The 19815-nt window shown below is 69.7% G+C and carries 18 protein-coding genes; 14 read left to right on the forward strand and 4 right to left on the reverse strand.

Annotated features, from left to right (window positions below):
* Positions 1-22: 22 nt before the first annotated feature.
* From ACYVK5_RS25480 to ACYVK5_RS25490, 3 genes are read left to right on the forward strand one after another with little or no spacing between them, the layout of a single operon-like run.
* Entirely contained in the window at positions 23-619 is a 597-nt protein-coding gene (locus ACYVK5_RS25480; RefSeq protein ID WP_460709021.1) for a hypothetical protein, read from the forward strand.
* On the forward strand, positions 616-1674 hold the full coding sequence (locus tag ACYVK5_RS25485) for a hypothetical protein (RefSeq protein WP_460709023.1): 1059 nt from the start codon (positions 616-618) through the stop codon (positions 1672-1674). The genes ACYVK5_RS25480 and ACYVK5_RS25485 overlap by 4 nt, the downstream gene beginning before the upstream one ends.
* Positions 1671-4136, forward strand: a complete 2466-nt coding sequence (locus ACYVK5_RS25490; RefSeq protein ID WP_460709025.1) for an ATP-binding protein — start codon at positions 1671-1673, stop codon at positions 4134-4136. The genes ACYVK5_RS25485 and ACYVK5_RS25490 overlap by 4 nt, the downstream gene beginning before the upstream one ends.
* A 1-nt stretch (position 4137) precedes the next feature.
* Here the strand turns inward: ACYVK5_RS25490 and ACYVK5_RS25495 are convergent, their stop codons facing one another.
* Positions 4138-4380, reverse strand: a complete 243-nt coding sequence (locus ACYVK5_RS25495; RefSeq protein ID WP_460709027.1) for a hypothetical protein — start codon at positions 4378-4380, stop codon at positions 4138-4140.
* A gap of 216 nt (positions 4381-4596) precedes the next feature.
* On the opposite strand from ACYVK5_RS25495, the gene ACYVK5_RS25500 reads away from it, so the two are divergent.
* From ACYVK5_RS25500 to ACYVK5_RS25545, 10 genes are all read left to right on the forward strand, one after another.
* Positions 4597-5787 (forward strand): DNA-methyltransferase, encoded by a 1191-nt coding sequence (locus tag ACYVK5_RS25500; RefSeq protein WP_460709029.1) that lies wholly within the window; start codon positions 4597-4599, stop codon positions 5785-5787.
* A gap of 58 nt (positions 5788-5845) precedes the next feature.
* Positions 5846-6319 (forward strand): hypothetical protein, encoded by a 474-nt coding sequence (locus ACYVK5_RS25505; RefSeq protein ID WP_460709031.1) that lies wholly within the window; start codon positions 5846-5848, stop codon positions 6317-6319.
* A gap of 26 nt (positions 6320-6345) precedes the next feature.
* Positions 6346-6699 (forward strand): hypothetical protein, encoded by a 354-nt coding sequence (locus ACYVK5_RS25510; RefSeq protein WP_460709033.1) that lies wholly within the window; start codon positions 6346-6348, stop codon positions 6697-6699.
* Between the two features lie 57 nt (positions 6700-6756).
* Complete coding sequence (locus tag ACYVK5_RS25515) at positions 6757-7719, forward strand: hypothetical protein (protein ID WP_460709035.1); 963 nt, start codon at positions 6757-6759, stop codon at positions 7717-7719.
* Positions 7720-7847: 128 nt separating this feature from the next.
* Positions 7848-8198, forward strand: coding sequence for a hypothetical protein (locus ACYVK5_RS25520; protein ID WP_460709037.1), 351 nt, complete (start codon positions 7848-7850; stop codon positions 8196-8198).
* Between the two features lie 16 nt (positions 8199-8214).
* Positions 8215-8631, forward strand: coding sequence for a hypothetical protein (locus ACYVK5_RS25525; RefSeq protein ID WP_460709039.1), 417 nt, complete (start codon positions 8215-8217; stop codon positions 8629-8631).
* Positions 8628-11378 (forward strand): TrbL/VirB6 family protein, encoded by a 2751-nt coding sequence (locus tag ACYVK5_RS25530; protein WP_460709041.1) that lies wholly within the window; start codon positions 8628-8630, stop codon positions 11376-11378. The genes ACYVK5_RS25525 and ACYVK5_RS25530 overlap by 4 nt, the downstream gene beginning before the upstream one ends.
* Entirely contained in the window at positions 11375-12088 is a 714-nt protein-coding gene (locus ACYVK5_RS25535; protein ID WP_460709043.1) for a hypothetical protein, read from the forward strand. Before ACYVK5_RS25530 ends, ACYVK5_RS25535 begins: the two co-directional genes overlap by 4 nt.
* Positions 12081-13373 (forward strand): M15 family metallopeptidase, encoded by a 1293-nt coding sequence (locus ACYVK5_RS25540; RefSeq protein ID WP_460709044.1) that lies wholly within the window; start codon positions 12081-12083, stop codon positions 13371-13373. The genes ACYVK5_RS25535 and ACYVK5_RS25540 overlap by 8 nt, the downstream gene beginning before the upstream one ends.
* A 57-nt stretch (positions 13374-13430) precedes the next feature.
* Positions 13431-13988: a hypothetical protein gene (locus tag ACYVK5_RS25545; RefSeq protein WP_460709046.1), complete on the forward strand. Its 558-nt coding sequence runs from the start codon at positions 13431-13433 to the stop codon at positions 13986-13988.
* 126 nt (positions 13989-14114) lie between these two features.
* Here ACYVK5_RS25545 and ACYVK5_RS25550 read toward each other — a convergent pair whose 3' ends face one another.
* The gene (locus tag ACYVK5_RS25550) at positions 14115-15002 is read right to left on the reverse strand and encodes a hypothetical protein (protein WP_460709048.1); all 888 of its coding nucleotides are present in this window, start codon (positions 15000-15002) and stop codon (positions 14115-14117) included.
* 282 nt (positions 15003-15284) lie between these two features.
* Between ACYVK5_RS25550 and ACYVK5_RS25555 the strand changes: the two genes are divergently transcribed.
* Positions 15285-16634: a DNA-methyltransferase gene (locus tag ACYVK5_RS25555; protein ID WP_460709050.1), complete on the forward strand. Its 1350-nt coding sequence runs from the start codon at positions 15285-15287 to the stop codon at positions 16632-16634.
* 4 nt (positions 16635-16638) lie between these two features.
* On the opposite strand, the gene ACYVK5_RS25560 is transcribed toward ACYVK5_RS25555, so the two are convergent.
* Both ACYVK5_RS25560 and ACYVK5_RS25565 read right to left on the reverse strand, forming a co-directional pair.
* A complete protein-coding gene (locus ACYVK5_RS25560; protein ID WP_460709052.1) occupies positions 16639-18108 on the reverse strand; it encodes a hypothetical protein in 1470 nt (489 codons plus the stop codon).
* Between the two features lie 224 nt (positions 18109-18332).
* Complete coding sequence (locus ACYVK5_RS25565) at positions 18333-19814, reverse strand: competence protein CoiA family protein (protein ID WP_460709054.1); 1482 nt, start codon at positions 19812-19814, stop codon at positions 18333-18335.
* Between the last annotated feature and the right edge of the window lies 1 nt (position 19815).

Below are 19815 nucleotides of genomic sequence, written 5' to 3' on the forward strand. Positions count from 1 at the left end.
CATCGAGGCCAGGGAGGCATGCATGAGCATCGAGAGCCACGAGCGGTACGACACTGCGATTGAACGCGACGACGCTGGTGTGCGGGTCGAGCAGGGCGCTGCCCAGGCGCCGCCGAGCGCTTCGACCGACGAACCGGCCACGGCGGCCCGCGCCACCGGAACCGACACGCCCGCCCCCACCCGGGCCCGGAATCGCCGGGGCAAGGACCGCGCGCTGATTCGCCGGGTCGCCGCCAAGGCGAAAGAGCTCGGCGAGGCCCCGGCTGAGCACCGGGCACGCCTGGCCGAATTACTCGGCGTGGAGGCGGACCTTGCCGACCTGACCGTCGCGGTCATGACCGATGACGGCTCGGCGCTACGAGGCGTGCATGACGTGGTCGCCGTCCGCGACGCGGCGGCCTTGGACCCGCTCGGTGGGGCGCTGGCCGTGGCGGAACTGGGCCGACGACGCATCCGGGGCATGTGGTCGCTTCTCGTGCGCCACGGCGCCGACCTGCCGCGGACCGCGCCGCCCTCCGACGCGAAGGCGGCGATCGTGCTGGCTCGGGGGATCGACTCCATCCAGGATGCCGTGATCCAGGAGCTCACCGCCGTTGCCGCGCTGGGACGCAAGCCATGACGACCGGACTGTCGAACGCGTGGGTGGAGTCGGCCCAGCAGTTGCGCGACGAGGCCGACGAGCCGCTGGAGGTGCCACGAGCCGGCGTCGCCCCGACACGCGTGCTGCGGCGACGGCAGCGCTGGTATCGCGCAGTGATCGTGTGCGCTCTGTGTCTGTTTCCCCTCGTGGGACTGGCACTGTTCGTGACCTCGGCGAACCTGCGGGACGTGCTGGGCCGGAACGACCAGCAGACTGCCGCCCCGGTCCAGGAAGGGCGGACTGCGGCCGTCATGGCGGTCGAGGACTGGCTGAACGCTGATTCGGCACCGGTACCCGGCGGGCAGGTCGTGGCCTGGGAATCGGCCGAAGAACTCCCCAGGCGGGACCCTGAAGCCGCCGCCGATCGCGATCCAGTGCTGGCTGATGCCCGCTTGATCGTCCATCGCGTCGTCGTGCGCAGCGACGTCGGTGTGCTGGTCGCCGTCGTCCTGGTGGCCTCCTGGCCCGATGGAAGTCAGGCCGTGGTGGGCAGGCTCGGGCTGGAGCCGGCCGCGGCGAGCTCTCGGAACCTGGCCGCCTCGGACGCATGGACCGGCGTCGAGCCCGTCGAGCCGGGCGACTCGGCCGACGCCGCGATCGCCGCCTGGGTGGACGCGTTCACGTCGGGAGACCCGGACCGGCTGCGCCTCGTGGTCGGTGATCCGGCCAGCGAGCACTACTACCTGCCGATGCGGGGCGTCGCCTCGGCGACCCATGACGTGCACGCCGCGGCCGCCCCCAGCGAGAACGGTGACGGGGAGCCGCTGCTGGTCCAGGTCGACCTCACCCTCGCATGGGCCGCTCAGGAGGAGCCCGCGGCGGGCGATTCGGAGACGGACGACTCGGGGACGGACGAATCCGGGCCGCGGGCGCTGGTGTCCTACGACGTGCTCATCGCCGATCCGGACAGTGCGTCGCCTCGGGTCGTCGCGTGGGGCGCGCCCGGGGCAGGCCGAAATCTCAGGCCCTACCAGAACGCGATCACCCATGACCCGCCTGACGAGGCCAACACCCCGCACGGTGGCGGAACGTGAAGCGGCGCAGCGCGGCCCCCGCCGAGCGTCTTGCCGCTGAGCCCGACTGGCCGACCGCGATCCGTGCCCGGCTCGGGGACGGACGTCTCCAGGGAACGGACGGGAGCCTGTGGCTCTACCGATCGGTGCCGTTGGCGCCGGTCACCGAGGCGCGCACCGCAGGCGAAGCGCTGGAGACCGCGGAGCCGATGATGGCGGTGCTGGACGAGCTCGCCGCTGCGACACCCGTGCGTTGGGCGCGACGCGCCCAGGCACGGCATACCTACCGGCAAGTGCACGCCCTGCTGGTGAACCTGCCACAACGGTGGGTGCCACCCCGGGATCATCCGCAGGCCCGTCTCCTGGAGGAGCAGTTTCCGAGCACGGCGACCTACCGGCGGGTCGTGCTGTTCGGAGTCCAGCTCAAGGCGTCGGTGGGCGGTGGCGGCGGGCTGCGGCGTGCGATCGACTCGGTCACCGAGACGCTCGTCGCAGGCGGGACACCCTTGTCGGACTACGAGCAGGATCACCGGGAGATGGCGGCTCTGCTGGCTCGATGCGGCCTGCGCACCCCGACCGGCGAGGAGGTCCGGCTCGCCTCGGCCTGGTGGAACGAAGGTGGCGTTCCGGACGTGCCGATGCTCAGCCAACCGGACTGTCTGCACATCTTCGCGACATCGGCGGCGGCACGCGAAGCTCAGGTCGCAGGACCAGACGCCGACCTGTCCGGGATCGACGGGCATCACACGGTCACCTTCGCGGCCGTGTCCGACCTGGACCTGCCCTTCATCGCGGCCACCGATCCTCGCGGACGGTGGGTCTCGGAATTGGTCACGCACGGCGCACTGGTGGTCTCGATCCGCGCGAAGGTCGAGCCGGCCACCGTCACCCGGGCCGAACTGCGCCGACAGCGCCGCCGCTACCTGGAGGACATCACCGAGAGCGCACAGGCCGGAAAGCTGGACCGCGCCGAACAGGTCGACCACGAACAGGCACTCACCGACGTCGAAGGCGCATACGCGCTGCCCGGACCGCCACCGACCCTCGTGGAGACCAGCGCGGTGGTCGGGTTCAACGGGTCGGTCCCGGACATGAGCGAGATCGGACGCTGGACGACCGCGGACCTCCTGCCGATGCACTACCGCCAGCGGGCCGCGCTCGCCGAGACGATGCTCTGCTCACCGGTGCGCGCGAACCCGCACCTGCAAGACCTCCCGGCCCAGACGATCGCCGCCTCCGGCCTGCCTGCCCTGTCCACCGTAGGAGACGCAACCGGAGCCCTGGTCGGATTCACCGAGCACGACCGGCAGGCGGCATGGCTGGATCCGATGGCGGCCACCGATGCCGACAGCCTCCCGATCGGCATCGCGGTCTCCCAGACCGGCGGCGGCAAGTCCCTGTTCATGGCCTGGCTCGCCAACCAGCTCGCGCACCAGCGTACCGCCCTGGGGGAGCGCACCCCCGTCGTCGTGGTCGACCCCAAGACCGGCAGCGATCTGTCGGCCGCGTTCCCGGACGCGCAGGTCGCATCACTGGACGAGCTGGTGCGTTCCGACGGCGTGTTCGACCCCATCCGATTCGCCGCCAACCCAGCCGTGGGGGTCGAGCTCGCCGCCGCGATGCTGATGACGGTCAACCCCTGGGGATCACGAGCCGAGGAGTACGAGGCGACTTTGCAGTACGCCCTGCACCACGGGGTCACCCACGGCGCACAGTGCACGGGTGAGGCACTGCGTATCGCGGAAGCGGACGGCGAGGCGCCGGCGGACATGGTCGCCGCGGCGTTCCGCGTCGCGAAGGCCTCGCCGATGTTCCGCTCGATGTTCGGGGTCGAACCCGCAACCGAAGGTCTGCGCGTTGCCGAAGGGATCACACTGATCAAGGTCGGCGACGGGCACCTCGACCTGCCCACACCGGGCGCGACGACCGTTCCACTTCCGCAACGGATCGCCGCAGCAGTGGTACGGATGATGGTGTTCGGCTCCGCCATGGCGCTCGGCGGACGCGACGGCGTGCTGATGCTGGATGAGGCGTGGGTCTTCCTGTCCGCAGGCCGCAGCGAGACCGACAGACTCGGACGCGTGGCGCGGCAACAGCGCGTGTTCCCGATGCTGTTCACCCAGCGTGTCACCGACGCCCTGAACGCCGAACTGCGCGGCTACATCTCCCGCGGCTTCATCGGACCGATCAAGGACCCCGACGAGGCCCGTGCCGCGTGCGAGCTGTTCGAACTGGAACCGACCCCGGAACGTCTCGCCCGCATCACCGCCGCTGCGACGCTCGGCTCCGGCGCCTCGGAGGCACCGAACTGGAACTCGATGCGCGCCCTCATCGACCGCGGAACTCGACAGGTCCGCCGCGGAAGCCTGTGGATCTACGCCGACCTGGCCAGCCGCGCCGTTCCTGTCGAGGTCACGATCCCCGGCGAGTTCCTGAAACGGACCAGCACCAACGCCGCCGAGATCAGAGCGCGGGCCGCATGAACTAGGCACTTGGCTGCCCGCGGACGGCGTACACGAAGTCCACCAGGTCGCCACGGACGTCCGGTCCGATCCACGCGAACACAGCGAGCAGCAGGATCAAACAGGCCGTTAACCAGAGCATGACCGCCACCGCCAAGTGCTCGAGCGACCTCACGAGGCGCGCCAACCCCACGTCGCGCTCCTGCGAGGCACCCCAGCTGCGGGCATAGCGTCCCATCGCGAGGAACGCGCTGAACAGATCCACGAGAGAGTCCTTCCGTCGGCCGGGCTTCCGCCCGAGGAAGGCCAGTTCGCACCCGTGCCTGTGACACCTCACGTCGCAGGAGCTGTGAATGGCCTCTGCTACAGGAAGGTGTGCGCCTGCCCTGCTGAGTGACATCCCGATCGCGAACGGTGCGCACTCGGCCCCGCGACGCTGTGGCCAGCTCACCGACAGAGCTCGCCGCGCTGCGGATCAGGAGTGAGTCGCCCGCTCAGCAGCACCGCACTTCACCCCGACATGGCCGAGAAGATCATCGACGACGGCGTGACCGTGCTATGGCACGGCGACGCGGCGCAGGTCCTGCGCGACCTGCCTGATCAGTCGGTGCATGCGGCCATCACCGACCCGCCATACGGCCTGGCGCGCGAACGCGGGCAGAAATTCGCCCGGACCGTGCGTCGCTGGGCCTCGGGTGCGCCGGACTACGTTCCGGGAGGTTCGGGCGTCGGCGGACACGCCTGGGACCGGTTCGTGCCGCCGCCCGCACTGTGGGAGCAGGTGCTGCGGGTACTGAAACCAGGCGGCTACGCCCTGGTCTTCGCCGCGCCACGCACGGCCGACATCATGGGCCTGTCTCTGCGACTGGCCGGCTTCGAGATCACCGACCAGATCCTGGCCTGGACCTACGGCGGCGCGATGGCCAAGGCGCGCGACGTATCGCGCCTGATCGACAACCACCTCGGCAACGACAGGCCGAACGGCCCCGACGATCCGGTCCGGGCGCGCAGGCTGCACTCGCAGACCGGCGAGTACGTCTCCCCGGCGGGATGGCGGGTTGGAGCACGCTCGACGGCGGTGACACGGCCAGGGAGCGCGGAGTCCGAGCGCTGGGAAGGCTGGTCGACCGCGCTCAAGCCCGCACAGGAACCGATCCTCGTAGCGCGCCGGCCCGTGGAGGGAACCATCGCGCAGAACGTCCTCGCTCATGACGCGGGCGTGCTGCACACCGACGCGGTGAAGATCCAGGCCCAAGACGGCGACCGGCACCCGCCGAACCTCGTGACGATGCATCACCCGGCCTGCACCCCGGCCGCGTGTCACCAGTCGTGCGTCGTGGCGGACCTGGCAGCGCAGTCCGCCGACCGGCGGGGCCGGGGCGATGCCACGAGATTCACGCCAGCTTTGAGATACGCAGCCAAGCCACGCGGCTCGGAGAAACTGGTGGTCGGCGGGGTCACGCATCCCACCGTCAAGCCGATGGCACTCGCGCGCTGGCTCGTGGACCTGGTGGCGGTCCCCGGCATGGTCGTCCTGGATCCGTTCGCCGGCTCGGGCGTCGTCGCCGCCGCGTGCGCCGAGGCAGGCATCTCCTCGATCTCCGTGGAGATTGAGGAGACCTACGTCCGTCTCGCGGAGGCGCGACTGCAGAGCCCGCACGCACCCAAGTGAACCAGGAGTTGCACCAGTTGGACATGCGTCCAGATAGGTGATCTGCCAGAATACGAACATGGAGGACCGGCAGGACACGCAAGCTCGCGATACCGCAGGTGACGAAGGTGAGTCCCTCGACGAACTGTTCCATACCCGGCTGACCGAGCTCTTCGACGCCGAGCAGATCAAGCGCGGCCGGAAGGTCACCTCTGCCGAAGTCGCGGACTGGATGACGGCGCACGGGCACCCGATCCAGCGCGCCTACGTGAGTCAGCTGCGCAAGGGAACGAAGTCCACGCCATCCTGGGCCGTTCTGGACGGGCTCGCGAAGTACTTCGGCGTGGCGCGTGAGTACTTCATCGCCGACGCCGAGGCGACCCCTCTGGCGCGAACGGCACGGCTGGAGAAGGCCCTGGCGGACAAGGGTGTCGAAGCGTTCGCCTTGCGCGCCGAAGGCCTGTCAGAAGAGAGCCTGCAGCTCATCATCGCCATGGTGGACCGCATGCGCGCCGCGGAGAACCTGGGCGAGGTCGACACCTCGAACACCTGACCGCGCCCCCGCACATCCACCAGGGAGTGCCGCGCAAGAGATTCACCACCCCAGAGGGCATTCCCGACATCGTCGCGGTCGCCGCGCTCGCGCTGGCGGTCATGCACACGGTCGGTGCCGAACGCTGGGCCGAGGTGGTCTCCCGCGTCCGGGGGGCTGCCGGGAGGATCGAGCTCGACCAGGGACAGGTCGATCTCCTGAACCGCCACGCGGGCGCGCTCGCGCTACTGCGTGTCCGACCGGGCAGTACGGCCACGATCGCCGGATGCCCTGGGTGTGGTCGCTGGCAGGTGACCACGGCGGCGGTGAAGGCCTGCCGCCTCACGCCTGGCTGCGGCGGGACACTCGTTCGGGCGACACCGGCCTCTCCGATGAAATAGTGTGCCATGCGGAGTGGCGCCGGGGGTGCCGTTGCAGGCGCCGCACAACACCGGTGCATGAGCATCGACGAATCCCTCCGTTCGCGTCGGCCGCGGGGAGCTCCGGACTCCTCCGGGGGACAGTTCGCCGAGGAGCCGCGGGACGAGTCGCAGGTTCCGCTGGAGGGGCCGGCGCTGTACGCCGCCGCCCGTACGGCGGTACGGCGTCACGCGTTTCGTGCCGATCTGAAGTTCGTCGGCGAGGACGACCTGGTGCAGGACACGATCGAACATGTGCTGCGCAACAAGCAGCGCAAGCCAGGCACCGTGCTCACCCGACCGTATGTCAGCCAGGTCGCGTTCGGCACGGTCGGGATCGCCGCGCGGGGCAGGTTGCGGGCCGAGGACCGCAAGGCGATGGGGATCTTCCTGCGTCGGCGTGAGGAGATCGAGCGCGAGCGCGGCTACCGCCTGTCGGGCGCCGAGGCGGACGAGCTCGCCGCGCAGATCCGGGCCGATTGGCATGACCGCCGGCATCGCCCGTCAGTGAACTTCGTTGAGCTGGCGTCGGTACGCACCTATTCACTCGACGCCCAGACCAGGGACGAGTCCGCCCGCACGCTCGGCGAGACCCTCGCCGACCGCGTGGATCACGACGGCGGGTTCGCGGTGGACCCGGGTACGCCCGCGGCGGCAGTCCTGTCCGGGGAGCTCACGGACAAGAAGATTCTCCGGGCTCGGGCCTGGTCCATCCTCGCCTCGGTGTCGCAGGTACCCGACGTCGTGCCCGGCTCGCTGAGCGCTGCGGCGGCGCGCCGCGCCAGGACGCGGGTCGCGGATGCAGGCGGCGTCCTGGCTGTCGTGGCCGAGTGGGACTCCGGTGACGGCGACGAGGATGCGGTCGAAGGGCTGTTCGCGCCGTTCGGGCAGATCGATGAGGGCGCGCGCGACCGCGTCTGCGACCTGCTGCGTTCCAAGCCGCAGTACGCCGAGGTCCTGTTCCAGTCGGCAGTGCGCTCCGCGACCGCCAAGGCCACCTGAAGCCCACCGTCCCGCGCAAGTGCGGTGTGCGCCGCACTTCACCGGTTCGAGGGTGACGCGCCAGGTACGCAAGCCGTGCCAGCCGTCCCCGGCCAGGAGCGACGAGTGCACGTGAAAGGGGTGGCGACATGCCGGGAGCAGACATGGTCATGCGTGCGGTCTTGCGCGTGGTGTGGGCAGCGGAACCGATCGATCTGGACGGCAGCTGGAGCGTGCTGTGGGGGTCGATCATCAGTGCGTCCGGGATGGGACGCGTTGCGGACTTGGTGAGCGTGCTGGGGGTGGCGCTGGTGGTGGTGAGCGTCATCGGGTGGATCTGGCAGCGGCGCCGTCGCGGTGGCGGTGGCAGGAACGCCGGGCTGGTCGTCGCGCTCATCATCGGAGCGATCATGGCCGGCCCCAACGTTCTGCTGCCGCGCCTGCTGTGGATCGTCGATGCCCTGGTGAACGCGTTCGTGAACCTGCTGGACGCGGTCTGAAAGGGGGCTTGCGGCCGTGCACAACCTCTACACCCTCACGTCACTGACCGGGCGGGACGCCGATGCCAACCGGAGCGTGGTCGTGTTCGGCCTGGAAGCACGCCAGCGGCCTCTAGTCGTCGCATTGGTAGCGGCCCTTCCCGGCCTCGTGGCGATGCTGGTCCTGTTGCCGGTGCTGGGGGAGTTCGCCGTGCTGATGCTGCCGCTGGTTGTCGTGGCCGCCCTGGTGCTGGTGGAGATGCGGGTTCGCACCGGGCTGCGCCACCGGACCTACCAGGCGTTGCTGGACCGGGGCAGGTCCGACGCGGGGAAGTTCTTCCTCTGCGGGCGCCGGATCGATCCGGATCAGTGGGAGCTCTCGCTTCTTCGCACGGCCTGCACACCGAACCTCGAGCCCGTCCCGGCCCGCCGGACCGGCAGGGGACAGCGATGACCCGCCCGGGCGGCGGTACCACGCGGGCGGGAGGCCGTGTCGCTGCCCGGATCGGGCGGCTCGTGATCGTGCTTCTGCTGGTGTTCGCCGGCCCTGCTGCCGCGGCGACCACCGAGCCCCGCGCGGTCGAGCAGGCGATGTCGGCTGCCGCGCAGGCACCCGGTGAGGCGGGGGATCCCGCGCTGTTGCCGGTCAACCGGTGGAGTGATCAGACCAACGAGCTGCACGGCCGCCTCGGTACCTTCGAGTTGACCGAGCGGGTCCAGCGCAACGCGACTTATCCGGTGCTGCTGTCGCTGGGCAATTCGATGTGGTCGGGTGCAACCGGCGTGACGTCGGCTGCGATCGAGTTCGACATCCTGGACTCCGCCGGCCAGGAAGTCGACCGCCTTGCCGCGGGAATCGGTCGCGCGCTGGCGTCCTCGGGCCTGTTGCTCGTCCTGGTGGTGGTGAGCCTGGTCGGCCTGTTGTGGCGGGCGCGTCGTACCGGTAGCGGACGCCAGGCGGCCGCAACGCTGGCGCGGACCACGGTCGCGATCGGGCTGCTGGCGGTGATGGTCGCCGGTGCTCAGCGCTCTACGACCACCGGCGGTCAGTTCGAGCCCGGGACGTTCTCCCCGGGCTGGATCGTGACCACCACCAATGACCTGGTCGGCGCCGTTGCGTCTGCTCCTGCTGCCGCGCTGAGCGTGGCCGACACCGGCGCCGGGTACAGCCACGAGCAGGCCACGGGGGCGATGTCCTGCGCCAGCTACGTCGCGGCCTTGAAGGACACCTACCGCTCCGGGTCGCTCACCGATCAGATGGCCGGCTCGGTCCCGCTGGTGATGTCGGGCATGTGGGAAGCGACCGGCTTGGAGGTGTGGGCCACCTCCCAGTTCGGAGCCGAGAACCCTTACGGCGACCAGGTTTACTGCCGGCTGCTGGAGCAGCGCGCCGGCGTACCGCCCGCCGAGCAGGTGGCCATCACCGGCGCACGCGGAGCGAACGAGCAGTCCCTGGCCTGGCACACGGCCATGAACGAGCAGGAAGACCGCACACTGATCGCTTGGGCGCAGTGCCGGCAGACGAGCAGCGGATGGAGGCTCGCCGAAGGGTGGGAGCGTGCCGGGGGCGGCAGGACGCCGTCGGGCACGATCCGCGACTGCGAGCAGTGGTGGCAGGACGCCGCGTGGTTCGTGGATACCGGTGGTCAGCGTTTCGCTGACAGTCGCACGTCCTTCGAGTGGCCGGACGCCGAAGCCATCAATGCCGACGCGAACGATCCGAGAGTCCGCAACTACCTGCTGACCTTGCACGGGCACACCGGCGGTGGGGTGACGTCCTCGCTGGCGATGGTGTGGGCGTTCCTGCTGGCGAGCTTGATCGTGCTGATCGTGTTCGGCCTGCTGGCTGTCGCGGTGATCGTGGCCAAGGTCTCGATGGTCGTCATGATCATCGCCGCGATGTTCGCACCGCTGGTCGGGTTGCTGCCCGGGCGGCGCAACGTCGCCGGCCGCTACCTGATGGTGCTGCTGAGCCTGGCGCTGTTCGTCCTCGGACTGCAGCTCATCCTCGGGTTCGTCACGCTCGTGACCTCTCTGATGGTCACGGCTGGACGCGGCTTGTTCGGGGGCGGATCGATGGTCTCGATGATCTGGACCGGCTTCGCGCCGGCCGTCGGACTCGTGGTCGTCCACCTGGTGTTCACCAAGGTGCTGCGCCTGCCAAGCCCCCTGACCCTGCAAGGCGGGCAGTTGTGGGCCCGGTCTGCGGCCAGCGGTGCGCTGGGCGGAGCGCTCGGCGCGCAGGTCATGGACCGGTGGCAGCGCCGCGGAGCGGCGCTGGCGCGCAGAGCACGCACCCGAGTGACGCGATCGGTGATGCGCGGCACCGCAGCGCGCCTCGGCCTGCAAAGCGGGGCACGACGTCGCTCCGGAGCGATCCTCGGCGCAGGAGCCGGCGTCGCCGCCGGAGGCGCCGTAGCAGCCACGGCGCGCTCTGCGCCCGAAACCCGGCCTGTCACCCGGCCCGAGGACCGACCCGGTGCCCGCACCTGGCAGACCCCGAAGCCCTCGAGGACCGCGACCAGCCCGACGCTCGAGCCCAGCTCGACCAGCCCGACGCTCGAGCCGGGCTCGACCAGCAAGACTCCAGCCCGCGGGATGCGACAGGCATGGGCAAGGGCACGCGTGGAGCGGATCACTGCCCGCAGGAGCGCAAGGGCCGAGCGCAAGCAGGCGGCCGAGGTGCGTGGCGCGAAGGACACTGTGCTCGGCCGGTACGCCGAAGGGCTGCGCTCGCGCCGGGCACGGCTGGGGTCCGAGCTCGGGAAGAACGGCGTGGCACGGACGCTGGTCGCACGCGCCCCGGGAGTCGCCAGGGCGGCCGGCGCGGGCAGCCTTGTGATCGCCACCGGCGGCCTGGCCGCACCGGTGGTCGCCGCGGTCTGGGGCGGGCGCCACCTGCGACGCACGGCCATCGCGCAGCGGCAGGCAGTCCAGCAGCACGAGGCCGCGCGATCGGCCAAGGCGCTGGCAGAACAACGCGCCGCGGCCGAGCGGCGCCGCGATACGCAGGCCATGAACGAGACCGGTAGGCGCCAGCCTGGACCCGACGTCTGGGTACGCGCGGCGCGCCGAGCGACCACCGCAGCCGCCCAAGGCGCCGGCGAGCGGCCGGGTGTGCGTGCTGCGAGGCCCCCGGGGGCGCGGACCGTGCGCGGGGTGAACACCGACCCCCGACGGACCACCGGAGGTGAGACATGAGCGCCGCGGCCGGCCCGCTCGAACCGGTGCGGCACCCTGCCGGCGCCCCGAACAGCACAGGGGGGCGGTACGCGTCGGTGACCCGGCTCGATGCCGACGTCGACCTGGAACCGGTCACCGACGCGGAGTACAACGCGGACGCAACATTCGAGTACCCGCCCATCCCGCGCTCGTTCGAACAGCACGTGCGCTTCTGGGCCACCGTGCCTGTTCCGGACGCTGTCATTGCCCGGGTCCGCATCGCGTATGCGGCCCGATGGCCCCAGTGGGCTCAGGAACGAACCACGGCATGGGAGCAGGAGAACCCGGAGCCGGTCGGGCCGCGACTCATCGGCGCCGCGAATGCCCGACGAGAGCGCGAGCAGTGGCGCGCCCGCCATGAGGCGTTCACCCGGGCCCTGGAATCCGAACGGCCGCGCGACCTGGCGCCCCTGGTCGCGCGCACCGTGATCCGCGCGACGCAAATGACCTACTACGCGCACCACCTGCCCGACCCCGCCGACCGCGCACGCGTTGCCCGGCTGCGGATGTCGCTTGGACCCGGCCGGCGATGGACCGTCCGCCAGATCTGCGAGACCTACCGGCTCGACGACCTGCCCGCGGTCGCCTTCGAGGACCCGGGAACCGTCGCCGGCCTCAATCAGATCGCCCAGGCCGACCTCCTGGAGCGGCTGGTCGAACACACCGAGCCCCGACCGGACGATGGCTGAGGAGCCGGCACCGCCCGGCGCCACGCAGCGGCTCATGGCCCACGGCGCCGAGAAAGCCGCGACCGCGATCGGGACCGCCGCTGGCTCGCCGCTGGCCGGGCGGATCGCGGGCGCGCTCACGGGCGCGGCAGTCCGGTCACCGGCAGGGCGGCGCGCCACCAGAGCGGTTGCTGCGGTCGGGGCGGCATTCCTGGTTGCGGCGGTGGCCGTGCCCGTCGTGACCGTCGCGCTCGCCGTGCAGGCCGCGACGGTGCTGCTCAATCCAGACGCGGAGACCGGCGGCCACCTCGTGGCGCAAGCGTGCTTCGACACCGTGGAGACCGCTCCAGGGCTGAGCACCGAACAGGGCGACGTCGCCGAGACCGTGCTCGACGTCGTCACTGAGCGCGGCCTGCCTGCGCAGGACGCCGTCATCGCGATCATGACCGGACTGACCGAGTCCGGACTGCGAGCGCTGGACCACGGTGACCAGGCCGGACCGGACTCACGTGGCGTGTTCCAACAGCGCACATCGTGGGGAACCCTGGCCGAACGGATGGACCCACGCACCGCGACAGGCCTGTTCCTGGACGCACTGACCAGCCCGCGCCTGCGCCTGTACGGCACCTCCCAACTCCTGAACGACGAAGACGGGGCACGGTACGACGTCGAACCCTGGCTCGTGGCGCAATCGGTGCAGCGCTCCGTCTTCGAAGACGGACGCAACTACCACGAGCACTACGAACATGCCGTACAGATCGTGGCAGCGATACTCGGCCCTGACGCCGTCGTCGAGGCCGAGCCCGAACGGTGGGGCGTCGCGCTGGAGGCCGGTGAGGCGTCCTGCGGGGACCAGGAGTCTGCCGACGATCCGAGGGCCCAAGAAGCTGCCGGCAGCTGGGGTGGGCACGAGAACGGCCGCATCCCGCTCGGCGAACTGTGCGAGCTGTCCTTCGCGCCTGGCCAGTACGCCCGCTGCGACGCCGCGAGCGCCGCGGAGGAACTCAACGAGGCGTTCCGGGCGGCGTTCGGGAGCGATCTGGTGGTCACGGACTCGTACCGGTCGTTCGAGCAGCAGGTGGCGGTCAGGGCGGCGAAGGGGTACCTGGCTGCGGCGCCGGGCACGTCGAACCACGGTTGGGGCACGGCGCTGGACCTGGGTGGGGGCGTCAATCGGTTCGGGTCGCCGCAGCACCAATGGATGCGGCAGCATGCGGGCGGGTTCGGGTGGGTGCACCCGCCCTGGGCGCAGGCTGGGGGGTCCAAGCCGGAAGCATGGCACTGGGAGTTCTTAGGTGCTGAATAAATTTCTCGTTGACAATCGGCGAGTGAAGGTGGCGGTGGTGCCGCACTCCACCGGGGTATGGGATCTGTGGATCAGGTGCGCCGGCCGGCGGGTTCTCCCGATGCGGCCGGTGGGCAGTTCGCGACGTCGTCACGTTCGGAGCCGCCGATCCGGCTTGGGGATGTGCTGCGGCCCGACGTCGATGAGGTCGAAGAGCTGGTCGAGCGTGCGGCGCCGGTGAACATTCGCGAGGAGTATGTGCTCTCGCGTGAGGCAGCGCGTGCGGGCGTGCGTGAGGTCCTGGCTGACCTTGCCGACGGCGAGTTTGAGCGGCACTGGGCGGGCCTTGAGCAGGCAGCGGTGCAGCGGCAGCGGTTCGCGCTGGACGAGGACGGCCAGGAGGCCGACGGGGCCGCGGCCGCGGACCTGTGCGGCGTGGACATCGAGGACTTTCGCGGGTTCGATGCTGCGGACCGTGCGGGCGAGGGCCCGGGCGCCGGATACGACTGGCCGGCGCTGTCGGAGGCGGTCGCCGACGCGTGGGGTGAGGTGCTGCGTGAGCGTGCCAGCGCCGCGGTACGGGCACGCGCCCGGACGACGCATGGGGGCGAGGACGGCGCTACTGCTGCGGCGTAGGGAGCCGCACATCTGTGGTGCAGGCCTCACCAAGGGCCGGGATCCGGACGCCTGACTCGTGCCCCTGAGCGGCGGCCGTCCCTCTTGGTGAGGCCGCACCAAGAGGGACGCGGGCGTTGGTGCGGGTCAGGCCGACGGCGGCGGTTCCGGTTCCCGCCCGAACGCCTCGAGGGCCGCCAGGTGGGGCCACAGCGCCTCGCGCACCCGGTACAAGTCTTCACGCACCGTCTCGGCCACGTGCCGTACCGCTGTACTCGAGCTTGGGTCTGTCGCGTCGAGTGTGCGCATCTGGCGGGACCAGTACTCGTGCCCCAGCGGGCTGTCCTGAGCCAGCAGCGCGTCGCCCAGCAGCAGCGCCGTGGTCACGCTCTGCGCCGTCAGATCGGTGTCCAGATCCAGGACTGTGATCAGGTGATCAGCCAGCAACGCCGTCGCGGCCGGAACGACGTCGTCCATGATCGCCAGCGCGGACTGCAATGCCCAGTGCGGATCCTGACCGGGAACGTCGAAGGCGCCGGTCAGGTCGATCCCATCGAGCACGTCGTCGTTCCGGCCGGACTGCCACTGACGTAGACGAGCCAGACTGCGATCGTCGGCGGTATCGAGCCCATGCCCGGCTAGGACATCGGTCCAGGTACCCGAGGCGACGTCGTACAGCCCGGAAACCGACAGCTGCAGCACCAGGCGCAGCGCCCAGATCTCGTCGGGCTCGACCATCGTGGCGCCGTCGTCCAGCTCCAGCACGTAGCGACCGGCGACCTCGGGCGGGAGCCAGAACAGCGGATGCCACAACGCCGCAGGAACGACCGCGTCACGCGCCGGGAAATAGCCCTCGGCGTCGTAGCGGGGCAGCGGGGCGGCGACATGCGGCGTGCAAAGCACCCCCTCCGGGCTCAGTCCCGTCGCCTTGACGAAGTCCGTGCTCCGCAGCGCGACGTCGAGCGCTGACCTCGGCAACAAGAGCGACTCCCCAGGCTCCAGCAGCGACCGCTTGCGCCGTGTCGTGACCTGCATGATCGGCATCCCCTTCGTGATCCGTTGTCGAGGGGCAACATGCGCACCTGGCCGGGGCGCGATCACTGGGCCGCACTTCATCCGGGACGTGAACATCAGCAAAGCACGGAACGGGAACACCCCGACGCTCACCTTCACCGACGCCGCGCAGGCCCGCGCAGCCCGACGGGCAGGGCCGTACCTAGCCAGGCCGCCAGTGACAGTCGAGGAAGGCGACATCGTCGTCGCGCATAGTGCCCGCGGCCGTCTTGCTGCCCGGCTCCTCATGCTGGACCTCGGGGCATGAGGCGCCCCAGTTACGTCGATGCGGCGGTGACCGTCTACCACGGGGACTGCCTCAAGGTACTTGCCGAGCTGCCCGATCGGTCTGTCGATTCGGTCGTCACCGATCCGCCGTACGGGATCGGATTCATGGGCAAGGCATGGGACCAACCGGGGGAGTACGGCTCGCACCGCAAGAACGGGACACCCGGCAGGCACAACCGCCGCCCCGGCGCGATCGGCGATCACACGAAGACGACGGCGCGCGACGGCGCGATGGAGGCAGGCCGCTACGACCTCTCGTCGGCGGCGATGCACAACTTTCAGCGGTGGTGTCAGGCGTGGGCCACCGAATGCCTGCGGATCCTACGGCCGGGCGGGCACCTGTTGGCGTTTGGAGGCTCACGAACGTGGCACCGGCTCGCCAACGGCATCGAAGACGCAGGTTTCGAGCTGCGCGACTCGATCGCATGGATTTTCGCGAGCGGGTTCCCGAAGTCGCTCGACGTGGCCAAGGCGATCAACCAAGGGCGCAACAACACCGCAGATGCTCCCGGCGGCTCGGGCGGGCCCACCGGACCGCGCGACGGAACCCCCGGTTCGAGCGCCGCCCAGCGGTGGCAGGGCTGGGGCACCGGCTTGAAGCCCGCGTTCGAGCCGATCGTCCTCGCACGCCGGCCCCTTGCCGGGACAGTCGCTGCCAACGTCGTGCAGCACGGTACAGGGGCGTTGAACATCGACGCCTGCCGCGTCGGCGACGGCGCCGACTCCCAGGGCGCCCGCCCGGCACACGAGACCTCTGCGACCACCCGATACCCCGAGCAGGGAGCAGTCGACCTCGCAGCGACACCCGGACCCCGCGGCGGGGGACCCACGGGCCGGTGGCCGACCAACGTCATCCTCGACGAAACCCAAGCCGCCCACCTCGACCGCCAATCCGGCACGCGCACCAGCGGCGCCAACCCCACCCGACGCAACGGCGACAAATTCCGCGACACCTACGGCACCTTCAAGGGCCAGGAAGCGTGTACGCCAGCACGGGGCGCGGACTCCGGCGGTGTGTCCAGGTACTTTCCTACGTTCCGGTACGAGGCCAAGGCGCCTGCCGCAGAACGGCCGCAGGTCGACGGCATCACACATCCCACGGTCAAGCCGTTGGGCTTGATGCGCTGGCTCGTCCGCCTGGTCGCAGCGCCCGGCGCCGTCGTCCTCGACCCGTTCGCCGGCTCCGGCGCGACCGCCGAGGCCTGCGTCATCGAAGGCATGCGCTGCATCGCCATCGAACGCGAGAGCGACTACCTCCCACTGATCACCTCACGCCTGACCAAACCCCTGCAGCTCGGACTAGATCTCGGCACGCAGAATCCGTGAGGGCTCATCGGCCCTCCGTGCCGGCAGGTTCGATCACAGGTCTGCGCAGCGCCTGGAGGGCATCTTGCGCCAGCTGACGGGCTTGACCGTCGATACCTGGGTCCTCCAGCCACAGGTCGATGGCGAGATCGGCAATCTCGCCGCTCTCGTGGCGGCCCAGGCTCATACCGATGGAGCTGAAGACCCGCTGGTGGTTGACAAAACGGGCGCGGTCCAGCGCCAGGTGCAGGTCCGCCTCGGGCACCCCGAGTTCACGCGACGCGCGCGCGGCGTGCACCGTCAGCGCCTTGAGTAGCTCCTCTTCCGGCATGGCTCCTGGCAGGAACAGGAAGCCACCGTCAGTCGAATCGCTGCGTTGGTCGCCGTCGAGAATCCCAAGGGCGACCAGCCGCTGGGACCTACCCACGATGTCGACCGCTTTGGCGACCACGTCATTGCCGCCGCTGGCGATGATGTCGAGCTCGCCTGCGCGGTGGCCGCCATGGCGTTCCAGGATCCGGCGGGCCATCCTGGCGGCGAGGACGTCCTCGACGAAGGCGACGCCCGTGACTGACCTGGGGGCCAGCGAGAGGGCCTGGAGCACCGCGTCGGTGCTGCCTACCTGGCTGACGCGGGCACCGTCGGGTCCGCGGGTGACCTGTCTGACGCACTTGGGAGGAACGCGGCCGATCATCGCTTCGGCGTGTGTGACGACGATGGCCTGGCATTTCTTGTCCAGGGTACGGCGCGCGATCTCATCGATGAAGGCGCGATGTCCCGGGGCTGCCAGGAACGTTTCTGGCTCGTCAATGAGGACGAGATCGCCGGCGCGCGCGAACTCAAGATGCCAGAGCACATGGGTGACCCAGTGCTCGGCGTGACTCATCGTCGACGAATCGAAGGGCACCCCATCGCGCTCACCCCGAAGGTACGGCAGGGGCTCTACTTCTTCGTACCAGCTGTACTCCAGCCAGTCGTAATTGCGCCCGGTGATACGTCTCAGGACTTTTAGATGCTTCGATTCGAATCGGTGCCCCGCCGTCACGTCGTGAATGAGACCGGAGTTGTCCACCACGTATGCCAGGTCGTTCTGCACCGTGAACGGTGAGAGCATCCTGGAAGCCGGGAGTTCCTCCTCGGGGAACACTTCGAGAGCGGCGTCCTCAGGATCGGGCGGGGATGCCACTGCCAGTATGGCTGCTTCCCCACCTTGCTCGATCGCCAGCTGATACCTGCCCCGCAACATGCTGGGGTGATTCCGCACGGCAGGCGGCAGGTTCGAGTGAACCTGTGTCGATGGCAGTACCTCATGCAGCATGTTGAGCAAGTACGTCTTACCCGATCCGTGGAGTCCCACCAGCAGTGTGAACTGCCCGAGTTCGATCGTCCCCGGTGCGAAAACAGGCGAGTCCTCAATGTCGATCGTCTGTATCCGACCCTGTTGTTCACCGAGCTGATGCCAGACCCGTTCCGGCGAGTCATCGCGACGTCCCACGAGATGTCCCTTCCTTGCCCAGGCTCCGGGCCGCCCTCACGCACTGCGCGAGCTGCGGCTTGAAAAATGGGGCCCCACCAGGGAGCCCACGGCGACCCCATAGCCTAATCCGCTCGCCGGTGCCGGTACCACGAAACCTCGTGATCCAGGCACTATGCGCGCTCGGCCAGGAGGCCCCCGCAACCGGCACCGGCCATGTCCTGGCACAGTGGGGCAGTCGGGACCTATCGGCGCCACCAGCTGCGCAAGCGCTCGACGAACCCCTTCCGCTGCTCCGGCGCCTGGGATCGTGCTCGGCTGGCGGCCGCGCGGAAGTCGGCCTCGGTCGGAGGCGGAGGGGGAGGGGGTGAAGGGACCGGCATTGGGGCCGTCACGGTCTGGATCACGATCGGGTGCCTGACTGCGCGTTGCGGTTCGTGTGGCTCGATCCGTCTCAGTCTCGGTTCTGCTGGAGCTCGGACCAGCGTCATCCCCGCCGGTCCGGCAAGCGTCGGGATCCGCGAGTCGTAGGCGATCAGGCCCCGAGCAGCGAGTTCCTCAACGAACCGGCTCAGGGGACGCCAGTCGGGTCCCTTCATTCTCACTCCTCGTCGAAGCTCGGTCAGGATTCGGCAGATGCTCGTCCAGTCCATCTGGCGGGGCGATGCAGCGATTCTTCGGTAGACGCGCGCCTTCCAGCGCACGGGCAGTACCTCGAGTTTGTCGGCCAGCGCCTGGTCCTGGCGACTTGCCGTCGTGATCACGTCGGGCAGCCGGTCACTGTGCTGGTGCAAGATCCATTTGCGGTCAGCGCTGCGCTCCCATTCCTCCTGACGGCGAGCGAGCTCGGCCCTGGCTGCTGCCTCGCGCTCCGCATCCGTACGGCGTGCGGCCTCGATCTGTGCCAGGCGACGAGCCTGCACCGCCGCGCGTCGTACATCTGCCTGAAGGATTGCCTTGAGCTGGGGAGTCAGCACGCCGTGAACAGGGTCGGGTTCGCACTCGTCGAGCGAAGTGATCTCACAAGCCTCGGCGTATTCTCCGGCCGGATGGCTGGGGCCATACCGGTCGCCGATGTCGTAGGCAGTCACCACCTCTCGCTTCTCCGGGTCGAGCCACAAGAGCACTGCGCCGCTGTCCAGGACCTGGCGGCCCAGTCCGCGCACGCGCAGCCGCCCATCCTTGCGGGGAGAGTAGTAGCGCTTGAGATTCCCCAGCAGCCACACCCGCCCGGAAAACGCGTTGGCCAGATGGCGATTGTTGCGCTCCTCGAACTTCTCCGGCGCCAGCCTTGAGTACTGGACTTCGGCGATCGCCAGCTCGCCACCGGGGGCGGTGAGCGTGACATCCGGGCGGCATGTTCCGTCCGGCGAGGCCCTCTCGACCTGAGCCGTCCACCCCGCTCGGGATGCCGCCCAGTGTGCGATCACCCGCTTGCCCATGTGGTGCAGCAGCGACTCCGGGTCGTGCTCGACCGGCTCCAAATGCCGGAAATGGCTGACACCCGTGGTCCGGAACACAGCAGTCAGCTTGGACGGGCAGCTCGGCACGACGCACCTGAGGTGCTCTTGCACGTAGCTGCGGTACCGCTTCTTTCCGGCCTCGGTATCCGGGGCTTCGGCGGTCGGAAAGTAGATGACCTCGCCGCTGGTCCTCTCTAGCGCGATAATCATCATCGGCCGCTCCACCTGAAAAGCGGCCAGCCGTCGCTCATGTTCGAGATCCACG

The organism is Myceligenerans halotolerans (assembly GCF_054782975.1).